Source organism: Paenibacillus sp. FSL R5-192 (assembly GCF_000517845.1).
Classification (GTDB): Bacteria; Bacillota; Bacilli; order Paenibacillales; family Paenibacillaceae; genus Paenibacillus; species Paenibacillus amylolyticus.
Map to the genome: position 1 here is coordinate 141,161 of NZ_ASPR01000006.1, position 26,540 is coordinate 167,700.

The 26,540-nt window shown below is 47.8% G+C and carries 19 protein-coding genes; 2 read left to right on the forward strand and 17 right to left on the reverse strand.

Translation table 11 applies throughout. The annotated features are described in order from the left end of the window. Positions 1-20 precede the first annotated feature (20 nt). A complete protein-coding gene (locus tag C161_RS31375) occupies positions 21-929 on the reverse strand; it encodes an AraC family transcriptional regulator (protein ID WP_051449575.1) in 909 nt (302 codons plus the stop codon). A 405-nt stretch (positions 930-1,334) separates the two neighbouring features. Beyond that, positions 1,335-4,409 carry a copper amine oxidase N-terminal domain-containing protein gene (locus C161_RS04175; RefSeq protein WP_036668389.1) on the reverse strand — a complete coding sequence of 1,025 codons (3,075 nt, stop codon included), beginning with the start codon at positions 4,407-4,409 and terminating at the stop codon, positions 1,335-1,337. Between the two features lie 316 nt (positions 4,410-4,725). Between C161_RS04175 and C161_RS31380 the strand changes: the two genes are divergently transcribed. Beyond that, positions 4,726-5,694 carry a hypothetical protein gene (locus C161_RS31380; protein ID WP_051449576.1) on the forward strand — a complete coding sequence of 323 codons (969 nt, stop codon included), beginning with the start codon at positions 4,726-4,728 and terminating at the stop codon, positions 5,692-5,694. A 149-nt stretch (positions 5,695-5,843) separates the two neighbouring features. On the opposite strand, the gene C161_RS04185 is transcribed toward C161_RS31380, so the two are convergent. The 12 genes from C161_RS04185 to purM all read right to left on the reverse strand — a co-directional run bounded on the left by C161_RS04185 (position 5,844) and on the right by purM (position 21,650). Further along, complete coding sequence (locus C161_RS04185; protein WP_235193731.1) at positions 5,844-6,446, reverse strand: GNAT family N-acetyltransferase; 603 nt, start codon at positions 6,444-6,446, stop codon at positions 5,844-5,846. After that, on the reverse strand, positions 6,446-7,738 hold the full coding sequence (gene ilvA, locus C161_RS04190; protein WP_036606060.1) for a threonine ammonia-lyase IlvA: 1,293 nt from the start codon (positions 7,736-7,738) through the stop codon (positions 6,446-6,448). The genes C161_RS04185 and ilvA overlap by 1 nt, the downstream gene beginning before the upstream one ends. A 63-nt stretch (positions 7,739-7,801) precedes the next feature. Further along, positions 7,802-8,692: an alpha/beta fold hydrolase gene (locus C161_RS04195; RefSeq protein WP_051449577.1), complete on the reverse strand. Its 891-nt coding sequence runs from the start codon at positions 8,690-8,692 to the stop codon at positions 7,802-7,804. A gap of 358 nt (positions 8,693-9,050) precedes the next feature. Beyond that, positions 9,051-11,342, reverse strand: a complete 2,292-nt coding sequence (locus C161_RS04200) for a beta-glucosidase family protein (protein WP_036668390.1) — start codon at positions 11,340-11,342, stop codon at positions 9,051-9,053. A gap of 216 nt (positions 11,343-11,558) precedes the next feature. Further along, entirely contained in the window at positions 11,559-12,164 is a 606-nt protein-coding gene (locus tag C161_RS04205; RefSeq protein WP_036668429.1) for an alpha/beta hydrolase, read from the reverse strand. Positions 12,165-12,178: 14 nt separating this feature from the next. Beyond that, positions 12,179-13,129, reverse strand: a complete 951-nt coding sequence (locus tag C161_RS04210; RefSeq protein ID WP_036668391.1) for a ring-cleaving dioxygenase — start codon at positions 13,127-13,129, stop codon at positions 12,179-12,181. A gap of 254 nt (positions 13,130-13,383) precedes the next feature. Then, positions 13,384-14,466 (reverse strand): hemolysin family protein, encoded by a 1,083-nt coding sequence (locus C161_RS04215; RefSeq protein ID WP_036606063.1) that lies wholly within the window; start codon positions 14,464-14,466, stop codon positions 13,384-13,386. A gap of 231 nt (positions 14,467-14,697) precedes the next feature. Continuing rightward, entirely contained in the window at positions 14,698-16,035 is a 1,338-nt protein-coding gene (locus C161_RS04220) for a hemolysin family protein (RefSeq protein ID WP_036606064.1), read from the reverse strand. Between the two features lie 719 nt (positions 16,036-16,754). After that, positions 16,755-18,020, reverse strand: coding sequence for a phosphoribosylamine--glycine ligase (gene purD, locus C161_RS04225; protein ID WP_036668392.1), 1,266 nt, complete (start codon positions 18,018-18,020; stop codon positions 16,755-16,757). A 129-nt stretch (positions 18,021-18,149) separates the two neighbouring features. Next, entirely contained in the window at positions 18,150-19,697 is a 1,548-nt protein-coding gene (gene purH / locus C161_RS04230) for a bifunctional phosphoribosylaminoimidazolecarboxamide formyltransferase/IMP cyclohydrolase (RefSeq protein ID WP_036606066.1), read from the reverse strand. Between the two features lie 295 nt (positions 19,698-19,992). Next, the gene (purN, locus tag C161_RS04235; protein WP_036606067.1) at positions 19,993-20,610 is read right to left on the reverse strand and encodes a phosphoribosylglycinamide formyltransferase; all 618 of its coding nucleotides are present in this window, start codon (positions 20,608-20,610) and stop codon (positions 19,993-19,995) included. Further along, positions 20,610-21,650: a phosphoribosylformylglycinamidine cyclo-ligase gene (purM, locus tag C161_RS04240; RefSeq protein WP_036668393.1), complete on the reverse strand. Its 1,041-nt coding sequence runs from the start codon at positions 21,648-21,650 to the stop codon at positions 20,610-20,612. Before purM ends, purN begins: the two co-directional genes overlap by 1 nt. Before the next feature lie 65 nt (positions 21,651-21,715). On the opposite strand from purM, the gene C161_RS32265 reads away from it, so the two are divergent. Next, positions 21,716-21,937 carry a hypothetical protein gene (locus C161_RS32265; protein WP_156946077.1) on the forward strand — a complete coding sequence of 74 codons (222 nt, stop codon included), beginning with the start codon at positions 21,716-21,718 and terminating at the stop codon, positions 21,935-21,937. Positions 21,938-22,163: 226 nt separating this feature from the next. On the opposite strand, the gene purF is transcribed toward C161_RS32265, so the two are convergent. Genes purF through purQ form a run of 3 tightly spaced genes read right to left on the reverse strand, consistent with a single transcriptional unit; the run spans position 22,164 to position 26,537 of the window. Next, positions 22,164-23,642: an amidophosphoribosyltransferase gene (purF, locus tag C161_RS04245; RefSeq protein ID WP_036668394.1), complete on the reverse strand. Its 1,479-nt coding sequence runs from the start codon at positions 23,640-23,642 to the stop codon at positions 22,164-22,166. Next, positions 23,627-25,870 (reverse strand): phosphoribosylformylglycinamidine synthase subunit PurL, encoded by a 2,244-nt coding sequence (gene purL, locus C161_RS04250; protein ID WP_036668395.1) that lies wholly within the window; start codon positions 25,868-25,870, stop codon positions 23,627-23,629. The genes purF and purL overlap by 16 nt, the downstream gene beginning before the upstream one ends. Next, entirely contained in the window at positions 25,848-26,537 is a 690-nt protein-coding gene (gene purQ / locus C161_RS04255) for a phosphoribosylformylglycinamidine synthase subunit PurQ (protein WP_036606071.1), read from the reverse strand. Before purQ ends, purL begins: the two co-directional genes overlap by 23 nt. Positions 26,538-26,540: the final 3 nt, after the last annotated feature.

Genomic DNA, 26,540 nt, shown 5'->3' on the forward strand with positions numbered 1-26,540 from the left:
ATATAATCGATTAAAGGACTTCACGAATTCGTGAGGTCTTTTTCCATTTGGAGCTGGTTCCGATGTTTGATTCCTTTGCCCGGTGTCTCTCCAAACTCCCGCTTGAACATCCGGATAAAATAGTTCACTTCCATCCCTACGGTCTCTGCCGCCTCTCGTACACTTGCTCGTGGATGCTTGTCCATCCAGTCCGAAGCCTCCTGCAAACGTAATCGTTGCATATATTGATGTCCTGTCACGCCATAATGCTGGTGAAATAGTCGGTTGAGATGCTGCACCGAATAACCCACTGCGTCAGCAACATGCTTCAATAACAGATTGTCCTGATAGTGCGTATGCATTAATGCTACCGCTCGCACGAGTGCATCCTTGCTCGGATCGGGCTCCCGATTAGAGTGTTTTACAGTGCCGCCCTGTGCCCTAGATGATCCAATACCTACGTTAGCAACATCAGATGGAATTATCGATTGTGCTATATCTAAAATAAGCTGGTAGATCAGGGTTGATGTGTTCCACATCTCCGTTGCACCTCGATCCAGCGCATGCCAGAGATTGGTCATCCGTGACCAGATGATTTCAAAACCGGAGATATGGCACGGTTCGTTCTGAAGCAAACCCGTGGATTGTAGTAGTACCGATCCAGCCGATGCACCGCCAATGCCGATATAACCCAGTTCTCCTGTGGATTTGGAATGAGGCACATACTCATGCGCAACCTTGGGTTCCACGATGAATAACTGCCCTGCTCCCATCGTCCATGTCCCTTTTCCCGTTATCTTGAACTGCCCTTCACCACCGCGTGACAAAAACAACTGATACACCGGAAATCCATCCGGTCTATGCAGAACTTTCTCTTCCTGCGTCCCCACACAATACAGGTACAGCGGCAACCGGGAATCCGGCAGGCCCGTCAAACGAAACGCAAGCATTCCATCATTCCTTTCGGCTCATAGGCTTCTACATAAAGTGAACTAAAGATTTTTACACTAGCCACTCCGTTTCATGTAAATGTTAGTTTAATCTATATAGCCAACTTCCCTTTATTATCCAATAATTGGTTCAAATGCAACATTGGTCTAAGGAACCGTTCTGGCGACAAATTTTTTATCAAGTGAATTGCCGCGAGGATGTTAAGCGGTGTCTACGCGGGAATATTAAAAACTCCCTTTCCGGTTGGAAAGGGAGTTAATGGCTTTAAATTCCTAAAAATTAATTACCCAGTATGCGTTTCAACCGCATTTGTCTATCTGGATTCATGAACCTGGCGTAGAGGGGTCTGCAGCAGATGATTGAGTGCCATTACCACCTGAAGTTCCCGCGCCCGTATTGTCAGTTCACTGACCATTGCCAGAAGAAGCTGGCAAAATCTCAAATGTGCCTTCTGCACTGACAGATGTATATTTCGTCGGCTCACTCACCACTGAGACTACCAAAACTTTGTATTTACCCGCTCCAAAAGCCATATTATTTGAATCATTGGCGGAATTTCCAATATCCACTATTGCTGTCCCTGAAGAAGTACCACCTACACTAACATCTGTTAAAACTCTCCCAGTAGTTCCTGAGCTGCTCTCTTCTTTAATGATATACACATCGTAACGAGCGATGCCTACTTCATTTGGCTTAGTGAAACTTATATTAATGGAAGAAGCACTTACAGTTGTTTTTAGATCTATTACACTATCAACAGTCGTTGGTGCCTGTTTTTTTGCTTTAATTATGAAAGGAGTCGACGTAGTTATATTTGATTCCCTTTTACCGTCAGATGATTCGGATAAAATAACAACCTTGTATGTTCCAGCTTTGATCTCGTCACCATTACTATCGGATAAAGAAATAGGAAGTTCTGTAACTGTACTTGTAGAAACATCGAGTGAATTGCTGGATTTCGCAGTTTTTTTGGCCGCATTTAGATCGAAAGTTGTAGATGCAGGTACTACCATTAACACATAACGTCCAATGGCTTGATCAGGGACTGGTTTTGTATATGTCACTTTTACATCGGTAGCATTACCTGCAGCTTGCTCTTCTTTCTTAACTTCAACGTTAGTAATTGTAACTGCTCCTACTGCACTAGTTACGGACAATTTAACATCTGCATAGGCCGTTGACAGCACATTGGATGAATTACCTGTATTACTTACCGCAAGTACAAATATGCGATAGTTCTCATCATTGCGAATAGTTGTACTATCTGTTGCCTTGGTATCGTCTAAAGTCACCGTGTAATTTCCGCTTCCTCCAGCTTTATTTACCACCTTAAAGTTGGAGTTCCGATTAGCTTCCGCCAAATCAAATCCACTCAAGTTGGAAGTTTTGACTACAAATACACGGTAATGATACACGTTCGTCTCATTCGATGATCGATTAAATGTCACACGCAAATCACGTCCATCTCCGTTATCCGCGATGTCCGTTGCAGTCACACTGGTCGGAGCGGTAACAGCCGTGTTCGCAGTCAGTGTGATCTGAGAAGAATATGAAGACAACGCATTTTGACTTGAGTTTCCGCTATTGCTTACTGACATAACGAATACACGATAGGAAACGTTATTGGAAATAAGGGAACCGCTTGTATCATATGCATTCGGAAGCGTAACGGACAAGTTACCACCCGTTTTGTTCACCTGCGTATAGTAGTTCGACGCATTAGCTGCACTTAGTGTGAAGTTGCCCGCATTACCGGAGCGAACAACGTATACTCGATATCCAGAGATTCTGGACTCATCCGCGGCCTTGTTGAAAGACACCCGTAGATCACGCCCATCACCGTTGTCACCAATATCCGCAACAGCCAGGTTGCTAATGACTCCCGCGTTACCGGTCGTTGTCAGTCTCAGAGCTGTGGAGGAAGCTGACAGCGCATTGGTGTATCCATTTTGCTGATTGCCCACCGCCATCACAAAGATGCGATAATCTTGCAGATTCGTTACATTATAACCACTTGTGTCCTTCATGGATGAAGGTAATGTCGTTGTAATGTTGTTGCCTGTTTTATTGACCGTATAGTACAGACTGGAGGACAGGTTACTCGCCGTTGTCAGATTAAAGTTGCTGGCAACCGAGTTACGCACCACAAAGACGCGATAATTCGCCACCTTGGACTCATCCGATGAACGGTTGAAGCTCACCTGAATGTCACGACCATCTCCATAATCCGAGTTATCCTTCACCTGCGTAATTACTGGAGACGTTGCTGTGTTCACGGACAACGTAAGTGAAGATGATGCTGCGGACAGCTTGCTGTCTGTTGTTGTATTAGTGCTTACCGACAAGATGTAGACCACATACGCTGTGCCACTTTTAATCATTTCGCCAGACGTATCCCGTGTCGAAGAAGTCAGCTGGCTTTTCACTGCGGTACTGTTTCCTTTGTATATGATCGTGGAGTTTGCACTGGACACTTTATTCGCTGCAGCCAGATTGAACGCAGAAGAGTCCTTCGCTTTGACTACAAAAGCACGATAATACGTAATGTTCGATGTCGTGCTCGGCTGCGTGAAGTTAATCTCCAGATCGCGGCCATCGCCATAGTCACTAATATCTGCGGCACGCAGACTTGTAACCGCCTGTACTGTGGATTTCACATTATTGAGCTTCAATGCTTGGGAAGACCAGTTCAATGCATTTTTATAATTATTGCTGCTGTTACCAACAGTCAGTACATACAGACGATACGTTTCATTACTATTGAGCAAATCCCCGTTCACGTCACGCGTCTGTGCATTAAGTGTCAGTTTCGGGTTGCTGCCATTCGGTGTAACAGATGTATAGTTTGCAGAAGGTACGGCAGTTGCTGAGGACTCCGTAAAGCTATTCACATCGCGAGTTTTCACCAGCATAATCCGGTAAGCAGATACCGCCTTCTCTGAAGTTGGACGTGTGAAGCTCACGGTCAGGTCACGACCATCTCCGTTACTTCCAGATACCGACCCGTAGATGTTCCATGCAGCATATTGTGTCTCATCCACTGGAGGTGTTGCCGTTGTCTTGATATCTACACGCTGATTGCGTGAGTTCCAGAATACTTTTTCTCCAAAAGCTTCACTGACAAAACGAATTGGAACCATCGTGTTGCCCTTAATCGTGTTCGCAGGTACATCCAACGATATCGCTTCCCCGTTGATGTATGCCGTTTTGGAACCAAGTGTCAATTTAACTTCCTGATCATCGCGAGTTGCAACAATCGTTTTGGTTCTGTTCGTGTATTGTACCTTCGCATCCAATCCTTCAAAAATCGACCGAAGCGGAACGAGTACGCGTCCACCTTTCATGACAGGTGCCTGAGCAGATGATAACTCTGCATCATTGATGTATATGCTGATTCTCGCGGCTGCATCCATAACCGACGTTGGAAGTGCGGACATCAGCATGGCCGATACAGCCAGCGCTGACATTACCTTCTTCACTTGTTTTCCTCCCGCTTTCCTCATATCCCATATCCCCATTCTCACATTTAGTTAACATCGAAATAGATTCGCTGTTCTTTTCATTAATTCCTGTATTTTCCTATGCACAACTAAGACGTTCCGATCGGCTCAAAAGTTTCCAGTTGTACAAAAAATATTTTCTCAGAAAACTTCCTCTATCTTCCACCCTCCAAAAGTTAAAAATAACAGAAGAATTTGTCACCATTCCGCAACCACATCCTGCACCAATTGGGTTAATGTATAGTGACTAGTGAACAACACCTATCATTTTCTCAACTACGGGAGGTTCATATCTATGACATCATCGTTCCAATCTGCCAAACGTAAAGGCATGCGCACCTTCATTACAGCCACCGCCATCCTCATGCTGCTCCAAACGGCTGTCGCTCCATTATCCGGAGTCGCTGCTGCCGCTTCTTCCAGTACAGATACCAAAGTCACAACTGCCGGTTCAACAACGATATATAAAACATTTCAGTCCATGCTCTACAAAAAGAACGGCTTGCCTGCCGCGGATACTTATCTCGAATCTCATATCAATCAAGTCACCACTTATCATGCAACTCTGATGGTCTTACAACTGGAGAATGCCCGCAACAAGGCGTTAACAGCCATGACGGACCGTCTACTGGTGCCTAATGTTCAAGACAAGATGATCAAAGCCTACAAGTGGAATGATAGCTTCACCCAACTGATGAGCCGCACCAACGACACCAGTCTGCGTGCGCTGCTCCAGCAGGCACGGGATAGCGGTTATCGCCTGGTTATGCTGGAAGGTTCCCTCTATCCGATCATGAATTATATGGCTTTTCAGAAATATATCTCGTACGTGAAACCAGACATCAAACAATACATTAATATTATGGCAGTTGAAACCAGCAACCTTGCCGCCGATGATGGTGCACTGGTCATTGGCTATCAGGAGATTCTCAATCGCGCTTTGAATCAGGAACGATTCCTGAACGAATATCCGAAGTCCAATCGGGTACAACAGGTGAAGAACCTGATGAATAACTATACCTTGTATACCTTTTATGGCCTGAATAATACGCCTTTATTTGACTATGAAACGAACAAAATGACAGCCAATGCCCAGAAAGGTTACAAAGCTGTCTTACAACGTAACTCATCCGAAGACAGTGCCTTCCTGACCAAACTCGAAAAGTTCATGGACATCGTAACCGAAGCCAAATTCGAGAAAACCGCTGCTGTCGAGAAATGGCTAGAGCAGAATGTGCCGGTCAGCGACTACGCGAATTATTGAATTAATCTGCTCCCACGGTTAACACCCGGTTCAAATTCAGGCTAAATCCCAACAGATAACCACAACAAAAACCGCCACAGGATTCGCTCCTGTGGCGGTTTTCTTCATGCTTTATCATCAGAACTAACTCAACCGGTCAGCTCCCTGCACTATTGAATCGGTTTGACCATATGATTATACTCATGTCCTGCGATGACAATCACATCGTCTTTGACATATCCCTGCCGTTCGTACAGCATTAGCGCACGGCCGTTGTCTCGTTCTACAATCAAGGATACCTGCGAGTGACCCAGATCTCTGCCCTGCTGCTCAAAAGCAGCCATCAGTGCCCGGCCGATGCCCTGCCCCTGATAAGCTTCACTTACCGAAAGAGTATCCAGATAATACTCCCCCGGACGGGTCTCTTTGACCAATGTATACTTCTCATCCCGGCTTCGTCCAGGTCGATCCAGAATCGGCTGGTCCAGACGATCTGCTTCTCCGCCATCATAGGCTACCAGAATCCCCGCAATCAGCCCATCCTGCTCCATCACTGTCACATGACGATAGCTAATCCGGTTGTTTTCCTGTACATAGAACTCCTGCAAAATCTGCATCGCCTTCTCATGATCCGCCTCACCCGCTAGCGAGTAAGCAATGTCCCCGATCGCCTGATACAGCAAAAGAATAACCTGATCAGCATCTTCTATGCGTGCAGGTCTGATCAGAGGAGATGTTTCGTGGTGATCTAATTGCATTTTGGAATTATTCATCAGATTAACATGTTGAACAGATTTAGATTTTTGTTCAGTTCGGTATAGGCGATACCTTTGCGGTTCATGCGTTCAATGAGCGGGTGGTAATCTTCCTTGTACATCAGCTCGATGCCCACCAAGGCAGGGCCATTTTCCTTATCATGCTTTTTCGTATATTCAAACCGGGTGATATCATCATTCTTCCCTAGAACTTCCTCCAGGAATTCACGTAAAGCTCCTGCACGCTGCGGGAAATTAACCATGAAATAATACTTCAGACCTTCATAGATCAGGGAACGTTCCTTGATCTCCTGCATCCGGTCGATATCGTTGTTCCCGCCACTAATAACACAGACCACCGTCTTGCCCACGATTTGCTCACGATATTGCTCAAGCGCCGCAACAGCCAAGGAACCGGCAGGCTCGACAACGATCGCATTTTCATTATAGAGTTCCAGAATAGTTGTGCAGGCTTTGCCTTCTGGCACTTTCACAATGTCATCAAGTATACTGTTGCAGATATCAAAGGTGAGATCGCCAACCCGTTTCACCGCTGCACCATCCACGAATTTATCAATATCATCCAACGTCACAACCTGTTTGCGGAACATCGCCTCACTCATGGAAGCTGCCCCAAGTGGCTCAACTCCAATGATGCGTGTCTCTGGACTCACGGTCTTCATGTAGGTTCCCACGCCGGCTGCCAACCCTCCGCCACCAATTGTCACGAACACATAGTCGGCATTCTCATCGAGACTTTCCATGATTTCCATCGCTACCGTACCATTACCTGCAATAATCTTCGGTTGATCAAAAGGATGGATAAACGTCATGCCCTGTTCGTCACATGCACGCATCGCTTCAGCATAAGCGTCATCATACGTATCCCCGATCAGCACCACTTCAACGTTGTTTCCACCAAAGCGACGCACCTGCTTCACCTTCTGGTTCGGTGTTGTACTCGGCATGAAGATTTTGCCGTTAATTCCAAGGGCATTACAGCTAAAAGCAACACCCTGAGCATGGTTGCCCGCACTTGCACAGACAATACCCTTCTCCATCTCGGCTGGTGTCAGACTGCGAATCATATTATAGGCGCCCCGAATTTTGAACGAACGCACCACTTGAAGGTCTTCCCTTTTCAGATACACATTACAGTTATATTTGGCCGACAATACAGCATCCCGCTGTAACGGCGTTCTAACAATGACCTCACGCAGCACATGATGTGCGCGTACGATATCTTCCATGCCAACACTGGCACGACCGGGACTTGTGGTTCCCGTTGGTTCTTGTTCAACTGGTTTCATGTTGTCTCCACACTCCGCTTTTATTGTCTAGCAATGTCGCGCACTGCTTTTCTTTGTATTGTATCACTTTTGTTCTGTTCTTGCGCCTGAGCTCTCATCATTTATCATTCGTAAAATCTCATCAATAATGACCTGAGGGTCTGTATACATAACCATATGTCCCGATTGATCGGCCCCAATCCATCTCGCATTGGATAGCTGGCTCACCGTCTGGCGATGCGCCGTGATGAGGGCAGGTCTGATTTTCCCCTCTCCCTTGCCCGGGTTCGTACCCGAGATCACGCTAACTTCCAGATTACCCAGAGCCGGAGGATGTTCCAGCAACGCTGCCATGTCATCCAGAAATGTTTTGCCTTCCGCAAGCATCGTGCTGGCTGCCCGTACAGTGAAATCCTCCTTGAGGTGATCCGCTGCCACATCGTCAGGCTGAACACTTCCAGCTTTGCTGCCAAGCATCTTATATAAGCCAGTTCGCGCCATGATTGGAATAATGAAACCATTGATGGCAAAGCTCTTTTTAGCAAGCTTGGAAAAATACATTTCGCAATGCTCGTCTGATGGATCTACCAGGATAATGCCATGTAATCGAGATAGATGTGCAGCTGCCGCAGCCCGTACAATCGGACCGCCCCAGCTATGTCCAACCAGAATGAATGGGCCCGGGCCCAGAGCTGTCAGCAGTTCTCCAAGATCCCCTGCAATGCGTTCAAGGCTGCGGGGAGCCGAGTCGACATCACTTCGTCCCGCCCCTGCCCTGTCATACACGACAGCACGTGCATGCTCAGCAATGGCTGGTGCAACCAGTCCCCAGTTTGATCTGGAGGCGCCCATACCGGACTCAAATACAACCGTCAGCTCTCCTGTTCCCCTGGACATATAATGTAGTTTGCGACCATCACGGGTCTGAACAAACGCACTTGAACCAAACGTATGTGAGCTAGGATTAGGATCCATGTTCCCTCCTGATTACAAGCATAGTCATCTTTCACCGAATCTAATTGAAAATGATTATCAATTACTTCATTATAGAATAATCCATGCTATACGACAACCATATTGCTTCATCAAGTTACAGCAGTCCTGTCTCCTCTGTCACGTTGCAAGGATCATCCCTATCCCACCGTTTCGGTAACCCTCCTTTTTCCTTATACAAAAAGAAAACCCGATCCATGATCGGATCGGGTAAATGTACCAGCTACTAAACGGCTGGCCCTCATATACACCTTCCTGTTGCTTCGTGCGCAGTGCCTGCACGGATTGCACATTCGTTTAATCCAAGGATGGACAAATCTCGGTTTAAGGCCGCTGCCCCTTATCCCCGAATACCATGATCCTTGTTGTTCAGCTGCTCCAGAAGTTCATTCATCGCTTCTTCCGTCATGGCCCCACCGCTAAACGCAACCAGTGCTCGTAGCGGCATATATTTCATCATCGCATCCATCATATCTGCATGATCCCCGGCATCATCACCGCCGAACCCACTGGCTTCCTTGAATTGTTGCAAAGCCTGGTCCAGTAGCTGTTTATGGGCCGGATCACGCTGGATATCACCCAATGTACTATTACGCGTATAGGTTGGAAGGAATGTCGCTGTAGACTCTACATTCACACGTGTGTGCACATGAATGTCCCGTGAGGAACTGCCTACCTGAATCTCGAACTCTCCGGTCTCCACATGCCAGTCCTTCATATCTACGTTGTAATAGGCGAATGAACGTTTGTTTAGTGTGAAGCTCACCACTTTGGACTCTCCAGGTTCAAGGGCCACCTTCGCAAATCCTTTCAATTCTCTTACCGGACGAATAACTGTGCTCTCTACATCGCTGACATACAACTGTACAATCTCCTTGCCCGCTCTGTCACCGGTATTGGTGACCCTTACTTGCACATTCACCTCATCCTGATCGGTCAGTTCTGTGCGATCTACCTTCAGATCAGCATATTCAAATGTCGTATAACTCAGTCCATAACCAAACGGGAACAGTGGCTCCAGCTCTTTTTTGTCATAATAGCGGTAACCAACAAAGATGCCTTCCCGGTAATCGACACGATCCCCTTCGCCCGGGAAATTCAAGTAGGATGGATTATGGCTGAGCTTGGCAGGGAACGTCTCCGCCAGTTTACCGGACGGATTCACCTCACCATACAGCAGATCAGCTATCGCTCCACCAACAGCCTGTCCACCAAGATAAGCTTCGAGCACGGCTTGCACCTGCGGTAACCAAGGCATCTCTACTGGAGATCCGTTGCTCAGCACAACGACGACACGTGATTGAACCTTCGCAATCTCTTCAATCAGACGAATATGATTGTCAGGCAGACGCAAATGGGCACGATCATACCCTTCGGATTCATAACGATCCGGCAATCCAACAAACACAACAGCGGTATCCGCTGACTGTGCTGCCTGAACAGCCTCATGCATCAATGTCTCATCCACATCATCCGCTTCAATCCGATAACCTGGGGCATACGAGAAGGTTACACTTTCGCCAGCCACCTGTGTCATCTCTTCCACAATATCATCCACTTTGGTCGGATTAATGTGGGAACTTCCCCCGCCCTGGAAGCGAGGTTTACGCGCAAATGCCCCGATTATCGCCACATCGCCTTCACGCCCAAGCGGCAGGATACCTTCTTCATTTTTCAGCAAAACCATACTCTCGGCTGCCACCTTACGCGCAAGTTGGTGATGCTCATCCTTGTTATATGTAGCCCCATCTTGCTTTTGATCAACGGCATTAAAGATCAGCGTAAGCAGACGCTCCACCGCCCGATCCAGCTTGTCCAGCGGCAGTTGTCCGCTTTCTACGGCATCGATCAATTTACGCTCACCGATTCCACCACTTGTTGGCATCTCCAGTTCCAGTCCTGCTGCAAGAGCGTCTGCACGTTCATTGACCGCACCCCAGTCTGATACCACAAGACCTTCGTGTCCCCATTCGTCTTTCAGGATATCCGTAAGCAACCATTCATTCTCACCTGCATACGTACCGTTCACCTTATTGTAAGAACACATCACCGTCCACGGCTGTCCATCCTTCACTGCACCTTCAAAGCTCGCCAGATAAATTTCACGCAGCGTCCGTTCATCCACCACCGCATCAATCGACATACGCCGTTCTTCCTGATTATTAACTGCAAAGTGTTTGAGAGACGTACCCACACCCTGGCTCTGCACACCCTGAATATGACCGGTAGCCATCTGCGTAGATAACAACGGATCTTCGGAAAAGTATTCAAAATTACGTCCACCCAATGGGGAACGTTTAATATTTACACCCGGTCCAAGTAATACCGCTACATCCTCGGCCTGACATTCCTCTCCCAAAGCCACCCCGACCTGACGCGCCAGCTCCTTGTCCCATGAACTAGCCAATCCTGCCGCAGACGGGAAACAGGTTGCAGGCACACTCGACGTTAGCCCAAGATGATCCGCACTCCCATCCTGCTTGCGAAGCCCATGAGGTCCGTCCGTCACCATGATGGATGGAATGCCAAGACGCTCCACCCCTTTCAGATGCCAAAAGTCCAGGCCCGAGCACATACCCGCTTTTTCTTCCAGTGTCATCCGCTGTACCAGTTCCTTGATGTTACGTTCCACATTAACCCCTCCAGTTCATGATGTTGATACATAGCTATATCACTAAGCATACAAGGTTATCTACCACACATTCAAATGTTTACCCGGTTAGTAACGGTTACATAACACCAGTCAATCATTTCCTCTTCCTAACGATGACTAAATAAAAAGAAAAAACAGCCCGATCTTCACGATCAGGCTGTCTCTATACGTTTCATAACCGTCTATCCACCCAATTTACGCCTGAGTCTTAAACCAAGCTGCCGCAGCTTCTGCCTCAGTACGAGTCAACTGATGACCCTGACGCTCCCAATGCGTGTTTACATCGGCACCTGCACCGCTGAGCAGCGAAGCAAGTTCCTCGGTTTCACGTCTTGGTACAATCGGATCGTTCTCGCCCGCACCAATGAACACAGGCAGACCTTTCAGATCCGGCAGTTCGAGTCCGCGCAACGGTACCATCGGGTGATGCAGAATTGCACCTTTGAATACGTCTGCTTGATGGAAGATCAAGCTTGCCGCAATGTTGGCACCGTTAGAGTAACCCAGTGCATACACGTTGGACCGATCAAAACCGTATTCCACCGCAGCTGCATCTACAAAAGATCCCAGCTCTGCCGTACGAGCAATCAGATCTTCTTCATCAAAAATGCCTTCGGCCAGGCGGCGGAAGAAACGGGGCATCCCGTTCTCCGATACATTACCCCGCACCCCAAGTATGCCAGCTCCTGGTGCGATCATCTCCGCCAGACCGATCAGATCATTCTCGGTTCCGCCTGTGCCATGAAGCAACAGGATTGTTGGCGCATCCGGCTGAGCACCTGCTTTATAGATATGTTTCATTGTATTGGTTGTGGTCATGATTTGGACTCTCCTTTCCATTCACGTACTTCAATTCGTGGCAACAATTGTTCAATCTGCTCACGCTGTGGTTCATACCATTCAGGCAACATCAGTTTCTCACCCATGCTCTCTGCTGGTTCATCCCGTGCAAATCCCGGAGGATCCGTAGCCAGTTCGAACAGTATACCACCCGGCTCCCGGAAATACACAGCGTTGAAGTATTGACGGTCAATGACTGGCGTTGGATGATATCCGGATTGTTCAAGATCCTGCTGAATTTGTTCATGTTCCACGTAATCTTTGGCACGCCATGCAATATGGTGAACCGTTCCGGCTCCACCAATCCCGCGTTGGATACCTGTGGACTGAATATCAATGATCTGACCAATATCGCCGCTTGCCTGAAGACGAAGGAGTCCGTTCTCTTCACCGACTTGCTCCAGACCCAGTTTGCTCACCAAGACGTCCATGGTTTTCTCAGGAACGTGGCTGAACAATACGGCTCCGCCAAATCCTTTGATGGCATGCTCCGGTGTCACACCGTTGAAACTCCAGTTGCTTGGCTGACCGCCTTCACGCTCAACCAGTTCAAGCAACAGACCGCCTTTGTCGAAGAAACGAATGTACTGCTCACCAAATCTGGTTTTATTTTCATATGGAATATCGAAGGAAGCAAGACGTTCTTTCCAGAAAGGCAGGCTTCCTACAGGAACCGCATATACGGTAACTCCAGTCTGACCTGACCCAATGACACCTCTTCTTGAATTCTGCTGTGGGAAAAAGGTAATGATTGTGCCCGGTGCACCCTGCTCATTCCCGTAATACAAGTGATACACGTCCGGTGCATCAAAGTTTATTGTTTTTTTCACCAGTCTGAGCGCCAACACAGCTGCATAAAAATCAACGTTTTTCTGCGCATCGTCAACAAAAGCTGTAATATGATGAATTCCTGAAGTTCTGAACATAATCTCCACTCCCTTGGTTTTAGTTGTATCATAGGTTGTTTTTGCTTCTTTTATTTATTGCTTTTCGTTATTTATCTTTAAATTAAGATTCTTTAAATTTATATTAATCCATTGGACCTCAATATGCAAGCTTTTATTTTAAAATTAAGATTTAATACAAAAAGCAGGCCCCGATCACTCCGGGAACCTGCTTAGCATTATAACGATTGATTAGGTTGCTTCTTATTCCTGTATCACTTTTGTATTACTGCTTCTTAAACCAGTTTCATTCTTTTTGGTGGATTCACCAAATCTTTATGCTCGTATTCATCCTTGATGTCTCCGACAATCTCTTCAAGGATATCCTCCATCGTAACCATACCTACCGTAGCACCTGCCTCGTTTTTCACGGTTGCAATGTGTACACGGCTTTGCTGCATCTGGATCAGTACATCCTTGATTGGAGAACGCTCGGAGAAACTCGGTGTATTGTGAACAAATGTCTCCATATTGAAATCTCTGCCCGCAGCTACACTCGTCAGCATTTCTTTCGTGTTAATGAAGCCAACAAAATGAGCCTGATCCCCATTTGCAATAACAGGGTATCTCGTGTATTCGTGTCGATTCAGCGTTTCAATGATCTGATCAATCGGCATTTCCTTATTCAAAGTAACAATTTTATCTCGTGGAATCATAATCTCCTGAAGCAGACGCTCATCAAAAGCAAAAATGTTTTTGAGATAGTCCAGCTCCGTCTGGTTGATCTCGCCACTCTCGTAGCTCTGTGCCATAATCAGCTTCAGCTCTTCTTCGGAGTGAACGGTATCATGCCCGGCAGGTTTTACACCAAAGATACCAAGCAACAGACGAGCAGCTCCATTCAGCGCGTAGATGAATGGATTCATGATTTTACCGAACCAGTACAGTGGTGGTGCCAGCAATAGCGTCATTCTCTCTGCAAACTGAATCGCCAGGGTTTTCGGTGCCAATTCACCAATAACCACGTGCAGGAACGTAATGATCGCCAGAGCGATACCGTAGGAAAGTACGGTAGATAACGCCGCTGGAACTTCCATTCGCTCAAAGAGCGGATGCAACATTTTCTCAACAGTAGGTTCACCCAAGGCTCCCAATACCAGCGCCGTGATGGTGATCCCCAATTGACATGCCGACAGATAATAATCCAGGTTGTGCGCCACTTTTTTGGCCAGTACTGCCTTTTTATTGCCTTCCGAGATCAATTGATCGATTCGGGACATCCGTACTTTAAGAATTGCAAATTCGGCTCCAACAAAAAAGGCTGTCAGACCTATAAATACGGCTACTAAAAATAAATTCAAGGCTATTATTCCGTCCAATGATTTCCCTCGGGTTGAGGGATTCACCTCCAAATAAAATTTATATTAAGGTTGCACAGACCACTCCGATGACAAAATAACCTTCCGACCGCTGTTATCACCAGATTTTTTTATTCCTTATATAAAAGGGGAAAATCCGGTGATAAAGGCGGACGCTTCGCTTCTTCAGTCTATTCTGTCCTCTCCGTTATCGCAAAAATATTTAAATTTTTAAAAGATTTCCGGACAAGATTACGCCAGATCGCTAGTAGCTTCCTCAACCTGTGCGCCGCTCACTCGTTCCAGAAGAACTTGTTTGATGTGATAGTTTTCGGTATCCACAACGGTCCAGACATAATCGCCGTGTTCTACCGTGTCTCCTTTTTCCACACCTACACCCTTCTGGTACTGGATCCATCCAGCAACGGTATCCATCTCTTCATTACCTTCAAAGCTAAGCCCGAACTGCCGCTCCACTTCATCCAAAAGTACCCGACCATTAATGAGATATTGATTCTCTCCGGTTTCCTGGATATCAGCCACCTCATCGGCATCGAATTCATCGCGAATCTCACCGACAAGTTCCTCCAGAATATCCTCCATCGTAATGATACCCGAGGTACCGCCGTATTCATCCACGACCACGGCCATGTGTACACGTTCCTGCTGCATTTTAATCATCGCATCCTGGATACTTGTAACTTCGGAAACAAATGGGATCTCACGAACGAACTCGCTTAGTTGATACGATCTTGCGGCTACCATGTCAGGCAAAATCTTTTTCACATTCACAACGCCGATAATGCGGTCCTTGTCCCCATCCTCGATGACAGGGTAACGTGAGTAGTTATGTTCATCCAATATAGGAATAATATCGTCATAGGTCATATCCTGATCTAATGTCACCAGTTCTGTACGAGGTACCATGATGTCTTTGGCATCACGTTCATCGAACACAAATACATTTTCCAGATATGAAAGCTTGGTCTTGTTGTTCTCGTCACCTTCGTAACTCTGGTTCATGATGATTTTGATCTCATCCTCCGAGTAGGCTTGATCATGTTTGGCAGGCTTTACACCGAATCCTCGCAGAAGAACACGTGAAGTTCCATTAAGCGCCCAGATGAACGGATACATGATTTTACCAAACCAGTATAGCGATGGGGCGAGCATTAATGTCAGTTTTTCTGAGAATTGAATCGCCAACGTTTTCGGTGCCATCTCACCAACAACCACGTGCAAGAACGTGACGAGGATAAAGGCGATCGCATAGGAAGCAATCGACGAGATTGAAGCAGGTACATCTAAATAATTGAATACCGGATATAACAATCTCTCAACCGTCGGTTTTCCGAGCGCTCCCAGTCCCAGTGCAGTGACCGTAATACCGAGCTGACAGGCTGACAGATAATAATCTAGGTCCGAGACAACTTTTTTAGCCAATACGGCCTTTTTATTGCCCTCCGCGACCAGTTGATCCACTCTTGATGTACGAATTTTGACTACAGCGAACTCCGATGCTACGAAAAATGCAGTCAATGCAATCAAGATAATAAGTAAAGCGATATTCAATATGGTAATTATGTCCAATGATTTCCCCGGTTCTCAGGGATTCACCTCCAGAGATAGTTACAGCGTGATCCGTTAACTGTGTTAACCATTCATCAACTGTTAGTCTTTCAACACGACGTCTGCCTTATATAAAATTGATTTCAATGATAACTTTTGTATAAGTCTTACGTTTGACCTTGTAAAATTACAAAACAGGAATTCAAGATGAAGTCAATGACTTGCAGAAACTTCTTCATTCAAATCGGGTTACCCCTCATGCTGTCAATTGTTCCTCGCTTAACTCCACCTAGATTCGCCATTTGGACAATTTACAATATCGCCTACCCAATAGATATCCACCTCCCCTCGTACTCATTCCTGTTTCCGAAAAGTATACCATGTTTCCCGCTCAACCATCCAGTTGCACGTTATGGTTTGCCACAAGCTTACAGTATAATGTTCACAAATTAGTCTCTATGTATGTTACCTACTTTATATAATATGATTGATATTACCTCGTAATGTGATATTGTTCACATGTTTAGTATAGTCCAATTTATAAAAATACTACCCCTTACTTTAGGGCATTAAACATGCCGGATCTCCCTGATTTAATCCCGTTTTGAATCTTCCCCATATTCTTTCCCGTATAAAACAAGTCCGGCCTTATGCACAAGATACATCTATATACGTAGCAAAGAGCCCGCAAGATGCAAATACCTTTCCGGTATACATCTTTACGGGCTCTTATACTCATTCTATACGAGTGCTTTGGCAGCAATATCTGTCCGCTGATGTTTACCATCAAAATGGATACGCTCCGCCTGTTGATAAGCTTTGTTTCTAGCTTCGGCAATATCCGCACCAAGGCCAACTACACCCAGGATCCGTCCACCATTCGTAACCCAGTCTCCCGCTTCACTACGCGCTGTACCTGCGTGGAATACCACGGCATCTTGCACTTGATCCAGTCCTTCAATGACTACGCCTTTGGCATAAGGACCCGGATAACCTCCTGAAGCAAGTACCACACATACAGCAGCTTCATCACTCCATTCAATCTCAATATCAGCCAGCTTGCCATGGACGGTTGCCCAGAAGATATCAAACAAGTCACTCTTTAGGCGTGGCAATACGACCTGTGTTTCCGGGTCACCAAAACGTGCGTTGAACTCAATCGTTTTGGGCTTACCATCTGGTGAAATCATCAGCCCGGCAAACAATACACCCTGGAATGGGCGTCCCTCGGACACCATCGCTTTGGCAGTTGGTTTGATGATCGTCTCCACGGCTTCCTCAATAATAGAAGCAGGGATATGTGGCAAAGGTGAGTATGTCCCCATACCGCCTGTGTTTGGCCCTTGGTCGTTGTCGAATACAGGTTTGTGATCCTGTGCCGCCGCCATCGGACGAACCGTCTCCCCATCGACAAAAGCCAGAATGGACATTTCCTGCCCTGCGAGGAATTCCTCGATGATGACTTTGGCTCCCGCTTCACCAAATACCTTCTCCACCATGATGCTACGCAGAGCCTGATCAGCCTCATCACGGGAATAAGCTACTGTCACACCTTTGCCCGCTGCAAGTCCATCTGCCTTGATGACAACCGGGATTGCTTGCTCATTCAGGTATGCTTGAGCTTGTTCGTAGTTGTCGAATTTTTCATAAGCTGCGGTTGGAATGTTGTATTTGTGCAGCAGGTCCTTCATGAACGTTTTACTTCCTTCGATCTCTGCTGCATTACGACGGGGTCCAAATACCGGAATACCTGTCGAATCAAATGCATCCACAATCCCATCCGCAAGCGGATCATCCGGACCAATAACCACCAGACCTACTTTAAGCTCTACAGCAAGAGCCGTTAGTTTATCGAATTCATTCACCGCAATGGCATGACACTCAGCGAGTTGAGCAATGCCTGCATTTCCCGGTGCACAGTGAATCTTGTCTACCTTTGGACTCTTCGCCAGTGCCCAGATGATTGCATGCTCTCGGCCACCGCCGCCTACTACCAGAATATCCATTCGTTCTGTTCCCCCTCCGTGCATAACTGGATTTGTTACGCTATCACGTGTTGAAAAAACTAAAAAATAGGGGGTGTACCATAAGTCATTAGCATGACAGGCGACACCCCTTATTAAACCTTTTTCGTTCTAGTGTTTGAAGTGACGAACGCCTGTGAAGACCATGGCAATTCCGTATTCATTCGCTACTTTGATGGATTCTTCATCTTTGATCGATCCACCAGGTTGGATCACTGCTGTAATTCCGGCTTTTGCAGCCAGTTCCAGCGTATCACCCATTGGGAAGAACGCATCAGATGCCAGAATAGCACCTTTTGCTTGCTCGCCCGCTTGTTCAATCGCAATTTTGGCTGCACCCACACGATTCATTTGTCCAGCGCCCACACCCACCGTCATGTCATTCGCAGCAAGTACAATCGCGTTGGATTTCACGTGTTTAACTACTTTCCAGCCAAACAACAGCTGTTTCAGTTCTTCTTCCGATGGCGCACGATCGGTTACAACATTCAACTCGCTTGCTTCGATGGAGTGTACATCGGACTGTTGCACGATCATGCCACCGTCGATAGACGTTACCACGAATTGGCTCTCCCGTTTACGAGCAGCATTCAGTTCGCCTGTTTTGAGCAAACGAATGTTTTTCTTTTTCGTCAGGATATCGAGAGCCTCTTGTGTAAAATCAGGAGCAAGTACGATTTCCAGGAAAATCTCGCTCAACTTGCCTGCTGTATCGCTGTCGATAATACGGTTTGCTGCCACAATGCCACCAAATATAGATGTTGGATCTGCAGCATATGCTTTGCCGTAAGCTTCATAGATACTTGCGCCAATACCTACGCCACATGGGTTCATATGTTTAACCGCGACAACGGCTGGTTCTTCAAACTCTTTGACGATCTGCAATGCTGCGTTCGCATCGTTGATGTTATTATAAGACAACTCTTTGCCATGCAATTGCTCGGCTGTTGTCAACGTATCTTGAGCAGCCAGCGGTTTGCGGTAGAATGCCGCCTGCTGGTGTGGATTTTCGCCGTAACGCAAATCTTGGAGTTTTTCGTAAGTAACCGTTAGACGCTCTGGCAGTGGATCGCCATTTACGTTGGACAGGTAGTCGGAGATGAGTGCATCGTAAGCCGCCGTATGACGGAACACTTTTGCCGCAAGCCGTTTGCGAGTTTCGAGAGTGGTATCTCCATCGTTGCGCACTTCCTCCAGCACTTGGCTGTAATCAGATGCGTCTACAACGACACTGACAAAGGCATGGTTTTTGGCTGCCGAGCGAAGCATCGTTGGACCGCCAATATCGATGTTCTCGATGGCATCTTCGTATGCTACGTCCGGTTTCGCAATAGTCTCTTGAAATGGATACAGGTTCACGACAACCAGATCGATATAGCCGAGACCGAGTTCTTCCATCTGGCGTGTGTGCTCTTCGTTATCACGCACAGCCAACAACCCACTATGAACTGCCGGATGCAATGTTTTGACACGTCCGTCCATGATTTCCGGGAATCCGGTCACATCCGAAATTCCGATGACAGGTACGCCTTCCTTCGACAACAGGCTGCTTGTACCTCCTGTCGAAATAATCTCCACACCCATTTGCGACAGCTCGCGGCAAAAGTCCACGATGCCCGTTTTATCCGATACGCTAACCAGCGCTCTTTTGATACTCACAATATGCTCCTCCTTTAATGTCCCATGGCTTCGCGTTTCCTGACGAAACACAGCCGATTTATTTCCCGAGAAATATCACAAAATGCGTACCAATATTCGACTTCTGTTATACAGTTGATAAATGGATTTTCACACTAAAACACTACGAGTCCAGAATAATCTTTCGATCGCTGTTATTCCTAGATTTTTTTGAACAATTTCTCAATGGTAAAAATCCAGTAATAAAGGCGAGCGCTTTGCTTCTCCAGCTTATTTCTGTCCTCTTCGTTAATGTGTGAAACAGTTTAAAACTATATTAAACCGGTTTGTTAACAGTCACGTGACGTCCGTCTAACTGAACCAGACCTTGCGCGAACCAGGAAACAACTTCAGGGTATAACTGCTGTTCAGCCGCATGAATGGAACGGCTGATTGACTCAGGCGTATCCTCTGGCAAAATGGGAACCGGATGCTGGGCAATAATCGGTCCGGTATCCATGCCTCCGTCCACAAAGTGCACGGTCACACCCGTAACTTTCACACCGTATTCCAATGCCTGTCCAATCGCATCCTTACCTGCAAATGCCGGTAGCAAGGACGGATGAATGTTAATCAACCGCCCTGCGTAACGATCCACCACAACGGAAGTCAGCAATCTCATATATCCGGCAAGAACGACCAGGTCGATCTTTTTGGATTCGAGCACTTCCACGATCTCTGACTCATAGGCTTCACGGGAAGCATAATTTTTCGGAGTAAACAGATGACATTCCACGCCTGCGTCCTGTGCCCGCTGCACAACACGTGCAGAAGGTTTATCACACACGAGCAGATCAACGGATGCATTCAGCCCACCATTCCGTACTGCATCGACCAATGACTGAAAGTTAGTCCCTTCACCCGAGGCAAATACAGCTATGCGGTAGTTCGCCATTAAACATCCGCTCCCGTGAAGGTTACTCGCGCATCTCCTTCAGTAACACGGCCAATGATGTACGCTTCTTCACCAGATGCTTTCAGTTGTTGCAGCGCTTCCGATGCATCTGCTTCATTAACGACCAGTACAAGCCCGACACCCATGTTAAATGTGGTGAACATGTCACGGTTCGAGACAGCACCCTTTTCCTGTAACAGGTTGAAGATTGGCAGGATCGGCCAAGAGCCGTGGTCAATATCCACATTCACGTTGCTAGGCAACATACGTGGGATATTCTCGATGAAACCACCACCTGTAATGTGTGCCATGCCTTTTACTTTTACCTTTTCCAGCAGGGACAACAGAGGTTTAACATAGATCTTTGTAGGTTCCAGCAGAGAATCGCCCAGCTTACCGCCCAGTTCCGCTAATTCATCATGCAGATCAAGTCCCGCATCTTCCAACAAAAGTCTGCGTACCAGCGAGAATCCGTTACTATGCACACCGCTGGAAGCCAGGCCAATCACTGTGTCGCCAGGAGCAATGGTTGTGCCGTTGATAATCTTTGCTTTGTCCACGATGCCTACCGTGAATCCGGCAATATCATATTCGCCTTCACTGTACATGCCCGGCATTTCCGCCGTCTCGCCACCGATCAGCGCACAGCCCGACTGATGACAGCCTTCAGCGATTCCCGCAACAATAGCTTCAATCTTCTCAGGAATGACTTTGTCACATGCCAGATAGTCAAGGAAGAAGAGTGGTTCTGCACCCTGTACCACAATGTCGTTCACACACATCGCTACCGCGTCAATTCCGATGGTATCGTGACGGTCCATGGCAAATGCAATTTTCAGCTTGGTGCCTACGCCGTCTGTACCGGATACAAGCACAGGCTCATCGTATTTATCTTTGTTCAAACCGAACAGGGCGCCAAAGCCTCCCAGATCTGTCATCACTTCCGGACGGAAGGTACGCTTCACGTGTTTTTTCATCCGTTCAACCGCTTCATTACCTGCCGCGATATCAACGCCGGCCTTTTTATATGCTTCAGACAAGTGGAATCATCTCCTTTTTTTTCGCCCCACCTAAATCCTCCCGCCCGGGAGGACCCCATAGGACCTTGGCAGGCCCTCTGGACACCCGCCAAAAAAAGCGGTGCAGAGGTGGCTGGTGTGATCTTGCTATGGTTGGTTCGTGCGTGATCTCGCGGGATTGTTCGCCGATTCCGTTGGCTGCAAGCCATCGGTCGGCGAACCCCGCTCAGCTACGCTGCGGGCAAGCCCGCTGGGCAGCTGCTTCGCTCGGCTGCCTAGCCCCTGTTGCTCCGCAAGGCGGGGCTTAAGGGCGCGGGCTTGGCCCGGGGGCAGCTGCTTCGCCTGGCTACCTAGCCCCTGTTGCTCCGCAAAGCGGGGCTTAAGGGCGCGGGCTTGGCCCGGGGCAGCTGCTTCGCCTGGCTGCCTAGCCCCTGTTGCTCCGCAAGGCGGGGCTAAGGGCTCGGGCTAGGCCCGGGGGCAGCTGCTTCGCCTGGCTGCCTGGCCCCTGTTGCTCCGCAAGGCGGGGCTTAAGGGCTAACAGCTACAGCCGAATTTTTCCTCGCCGCCAAAATCGAGGCGGGTTGGGTAATCATGATCAAAACATGCGAGACATAGTCCGCCTTTAGGATCATCCTGATTATCTCCCTGAATCGATGCAATCAGTCCATCGGGACTGAGGAACTCCAGGGAGTCCGCATTAATTTCACGGCAGATTTCTTCCACCGACAACTGTGAAGCAATTAATTCACGGCTGTCAGGCGTATCAATACCGTAGAAACACGGGTTTTTGAAAGGTGGTGATGTAATCCGTACATGTACTTCCGTTGCTCCTGCATCACGCAGCATGTTCACGATCCGTCGGGAAGTTGTTCCCCGTACGATGGAGTCGTCAATCATGACCACACGTTTGCCTTCCACAACGCGACGCACAGCGCTCAACTTCATCTTCACGCCCTGCTCCCGCAATTCCTGGCTTGGCTGGATAAACGTACGTCCGGTGTATTTATTCTTGATCATACCCATTTCATACGGAATACCTGTCTGTTCAGCATATCCAATGGCCGCCGAGATGCTGGAATCTGGTACCCCCGTAACCAAGTCCGCATCCACAAACGACTCAATCGCCATCCGGCTTCCCATCCGTTTACGGGCCGCATGCTGGTTCGTACCATTCATATCACTATCCGGACGAGCAAAATAAATATATTCCATCGCGCATAATGCCTTGCGGTGTTTGTGATGATCAAAGCGATCCTCATGTAGACCTTCTGCATCCAACACAAGTAGTTCACCCGGTTCAATGTCACGGATTAACTCTGCGCCAATTGTTTCCAGTGCACACGTCTCAGATGCAAACAGATATGCATCTCCCAGCTTACCCATCGTCAGCGGACGAAGTCCGTGCGGATCGGAAGCCACGAGCAGTTTGTCGTTGGTCATGATCAGAAATGCATAACCACCCACAATGCGCTGGAACGCCTCTTTTGCCGCTTCCACAAGCCCTTTGGAGGATCGTGCAATTAGATGCGCAATGACCTCGGTATCACTTGTTGTTTGGAAAATGGACCCGCTCTGCTCCAGCTCGCGCCGGATCGTTGGTGCATTCACAATGTTCCCGTTGGTCGCTACCGCCAAATCGCCATCACGGTATTTAAATACCAATGGCTGTGCGTTTGTCAGTTTACTGTCACCACTCGTTGAATAACGGACATGTCCAATGGAAATATCCCCGGTCAGCGTCTGCATCAGGTCTTTGGTGAATACTTCCTTCACCAACCCCATGCCGCGATGATAGTTAAACTGGCTGCCATCACTCACACACATGCCTGCACTTTCTTCGCCCCGATGTTGCAGCGCATGCAGTCCATAATAGGAGAGCGAAGCTGCGTCAGGGTGTCTGAACACCCCGAACACACCGCATTCTTCTTTCAATTTGTCGAGTCCTTCCTTGCCGGACCCTTCATTATAATAATCGCCTGTCCACAACGGTCCTGTCGTCAGTTCATGAGACATGGAATCGCATCCTCCCAGACCTGAGCCAAACCTCCTACAGGTTCGCTCACGGCTGATGTTCCGTTCAATTCAATCGTCAGGTTACTTCCTTCTACACGTCCAATCACAGCAACAGGTACACCGCGCTCACGTACAAATGCTTCAAGTTTACCCGCTTGCTCTGGCGTAGCCGACAACAAGATACGGGATTGGCTCTCACTGAACAGGGCGTGATCTGCACGAAGTGCAGTCTCCACATTCACCTGTGCTCCTACGTTACCACTGATACAAGACTCTGCGAGTGCTACAGCCAAGCCACCTTCAGACAAGTCATGTGCAGAGCGAACGAGTCCGGATTGGATCGCTTCCAGCACCGTGCTGAGCAGCGCTTTTTCCGTTTGCAAGTTCAGTTCTGGTGGACGACCTTCCGTCTGACCATGAACCGCGTATTGCAGCTCGCTGCCACCCAGTTCAGCTTTTGTTTCGCCGAGGAGGATGATAACATCACCTTCGGATTTGAATGCTTGCGTCGTGATATGATCCGTATCATGAACGAGACCTACCATACCGACAACTGGCGTTGGATAGATGGAGCCTTTGGCATTTTCGTTATATAGACTTACGTTACCACCGATGACCGGCGTATCCAGCACACGACAAGCTTCCGCCATACCGTCTACCGCTTTCTCCATTTGCCAGAAAATATCCGGCTTCTCAGGGTTACCGAAGTTCAAGTTGTCCGTAATTGCCAGCGGCTCTGCACCGGAACATACAATGTTACGCGCTGCTTCACTTACGGCAATCCGTCCACCAACTTCAGGATCAAGGTACACATAACGTCCATTACAGTCCGTTGTCATCGCGAGACCTTTGCGTGTGCCACGAATCGTAACTACAGCCGCATCCGAACCCGGGCGAACGGCAGTGCTTGTACGCACCATGTAGTCATATTGATCATAAATCCATTTTTTACTTGCTACTGTAGGTGATGCCAGCACTTGTTTCAACGCTCCGCCGAGATCCGACACTTCGTCGTAACGAAGCGTGTCGATGGAAGCACTTTGCTCGTAGTATGCAGGTACAGAAGAAGGTTTGTCATACACTGGACATTCATCAACCAGTGCCGTTACTGGCATATCTCCGACCACTTCGCCGTGGTGGATCAATTTCAGACGACCATCATCCGTTACTTTACCAACTTTGGCACAGATTACGCCCCAACGTTCAAAGATCTCCATCGCCTGCGCCTCATCCTTCGGCTCTACAACGAACAACATCCGTTCCTGGGACTCTGACAACATCATCTCGTAAGGCGTCATGCCTTCTTCACGCTGTGGCACCTGATCCAGATACAGTTCCAGACCGTTACCCGCTTTACTTGCCATCTCGGCACTCGAACATGTCAGACCCGCAGCACCCATATCCTGAATTCCGAGCACGATGCCCGTGTCGATCAATTCCAGACAGGATTCCATCACCAGTTTCTCCATAAATGGATCACCAACCTGAACAGCTGTCCGTTGTGACTCGGATTCTTCCGTCAATTCAACAGATGCAAAGGTTGCTCCATGAATACCATCCCGCCCTGTTGGTGGCCCAACATAATACACGGGGTTTCCTACACCTTTAGCTACGCCGCGCTGAATCTTGTCATGATCAATCAGACCCACACACATCGCGTTAACCAGCGGATTGCCTTCATAGCTCTCATCAAACATCACTTCGCCACCAACGGTAGGAATACCGATACAGTTACCGTATCCAGCAATACCCGCTACCACATGTTCGAACAAATATTTAACGCGATCACTCTCCAGCTTACCGAAACGAAGGGAGTTCAGTATGGCTACCGGTCTTGCACCCATGGAGAAAATATCACGGATAATACCGCCCACACCTGTTGCCGCACCTTGATAAGGCTCAACTGCGGAAGGATGGTTATGGCTTTCAATTTTGAATACAACGGCCTGATTATCACCGATATCCACGATACCGGCACCTTCACCAGGTCCCATCAGGACACGTGGTCCAGTCGTTGGGAAACGGCGCAGCAATGGCTTGGAGTTTTTATAAGCACAGTGCTCGGACCACATTACACTGAACACACCAATTTCCGTGTAGTTTGGCTTGCGCCCCATGAACTCACAGATCAGCTCATACTCGCTGTCAGATACGCCCATTTGTGCGTAAAGTTTATGTTCTGCGACCTGTTCTGCTGTTGGTTCCTTAGCGGATAGCTGCTGCGTCATGCCGATCCCTCCATGCTTTCAAAATAGATGTAAACATACGTTTGCCGTCTTCCGAACCAAACAGTGAATCCACTGCACGCTCTGGATGCGGCATCATGCCGACCACGTTTCCAGCCTCGTTACAGACTCCTGCAATATCACCCAGGGAACCGTTCGGGTTGGTACCATACGTAAATACGATCTGGTTGTTCGCTTGCAGACTCGCCAGCGTCTCCTCATCGCAATAATAGTTGCCTTCACCGTGAGCAATCGGGATGATAATCTCTTCGCCGGGTGCATAGTCACGTGTAAATGGTGTATCTGCGTTTGCCACTTTCAATACCGTATCGTGACAACGGAATTTCAGGGAAGTGTTACGGATCAATGCACCTGGAAGCAATCCCGCTTCCGTCAGGATCTGGAATCCGTTGCAAATACCCAAAATATATTTACCTTGTTCAGCAGCTTTCGCTACCTCGTTCATTACCGGTGCAAAGCGGGAAATCGCTCCGCAACGCAAGTAGTCACCATAAGAGAAACCACCCGGAACTAAAATACAATCATAAGCCGAAAGATCTGTAGCCGTGTGCCATACATAATCAACCTCTTGTCCGATCGCATCTTCCACTGCCTTGTAACAGTCGATGTCGCAGTTGGAGCCAGGGAACACAAGAACTGCAAATTTCATGAG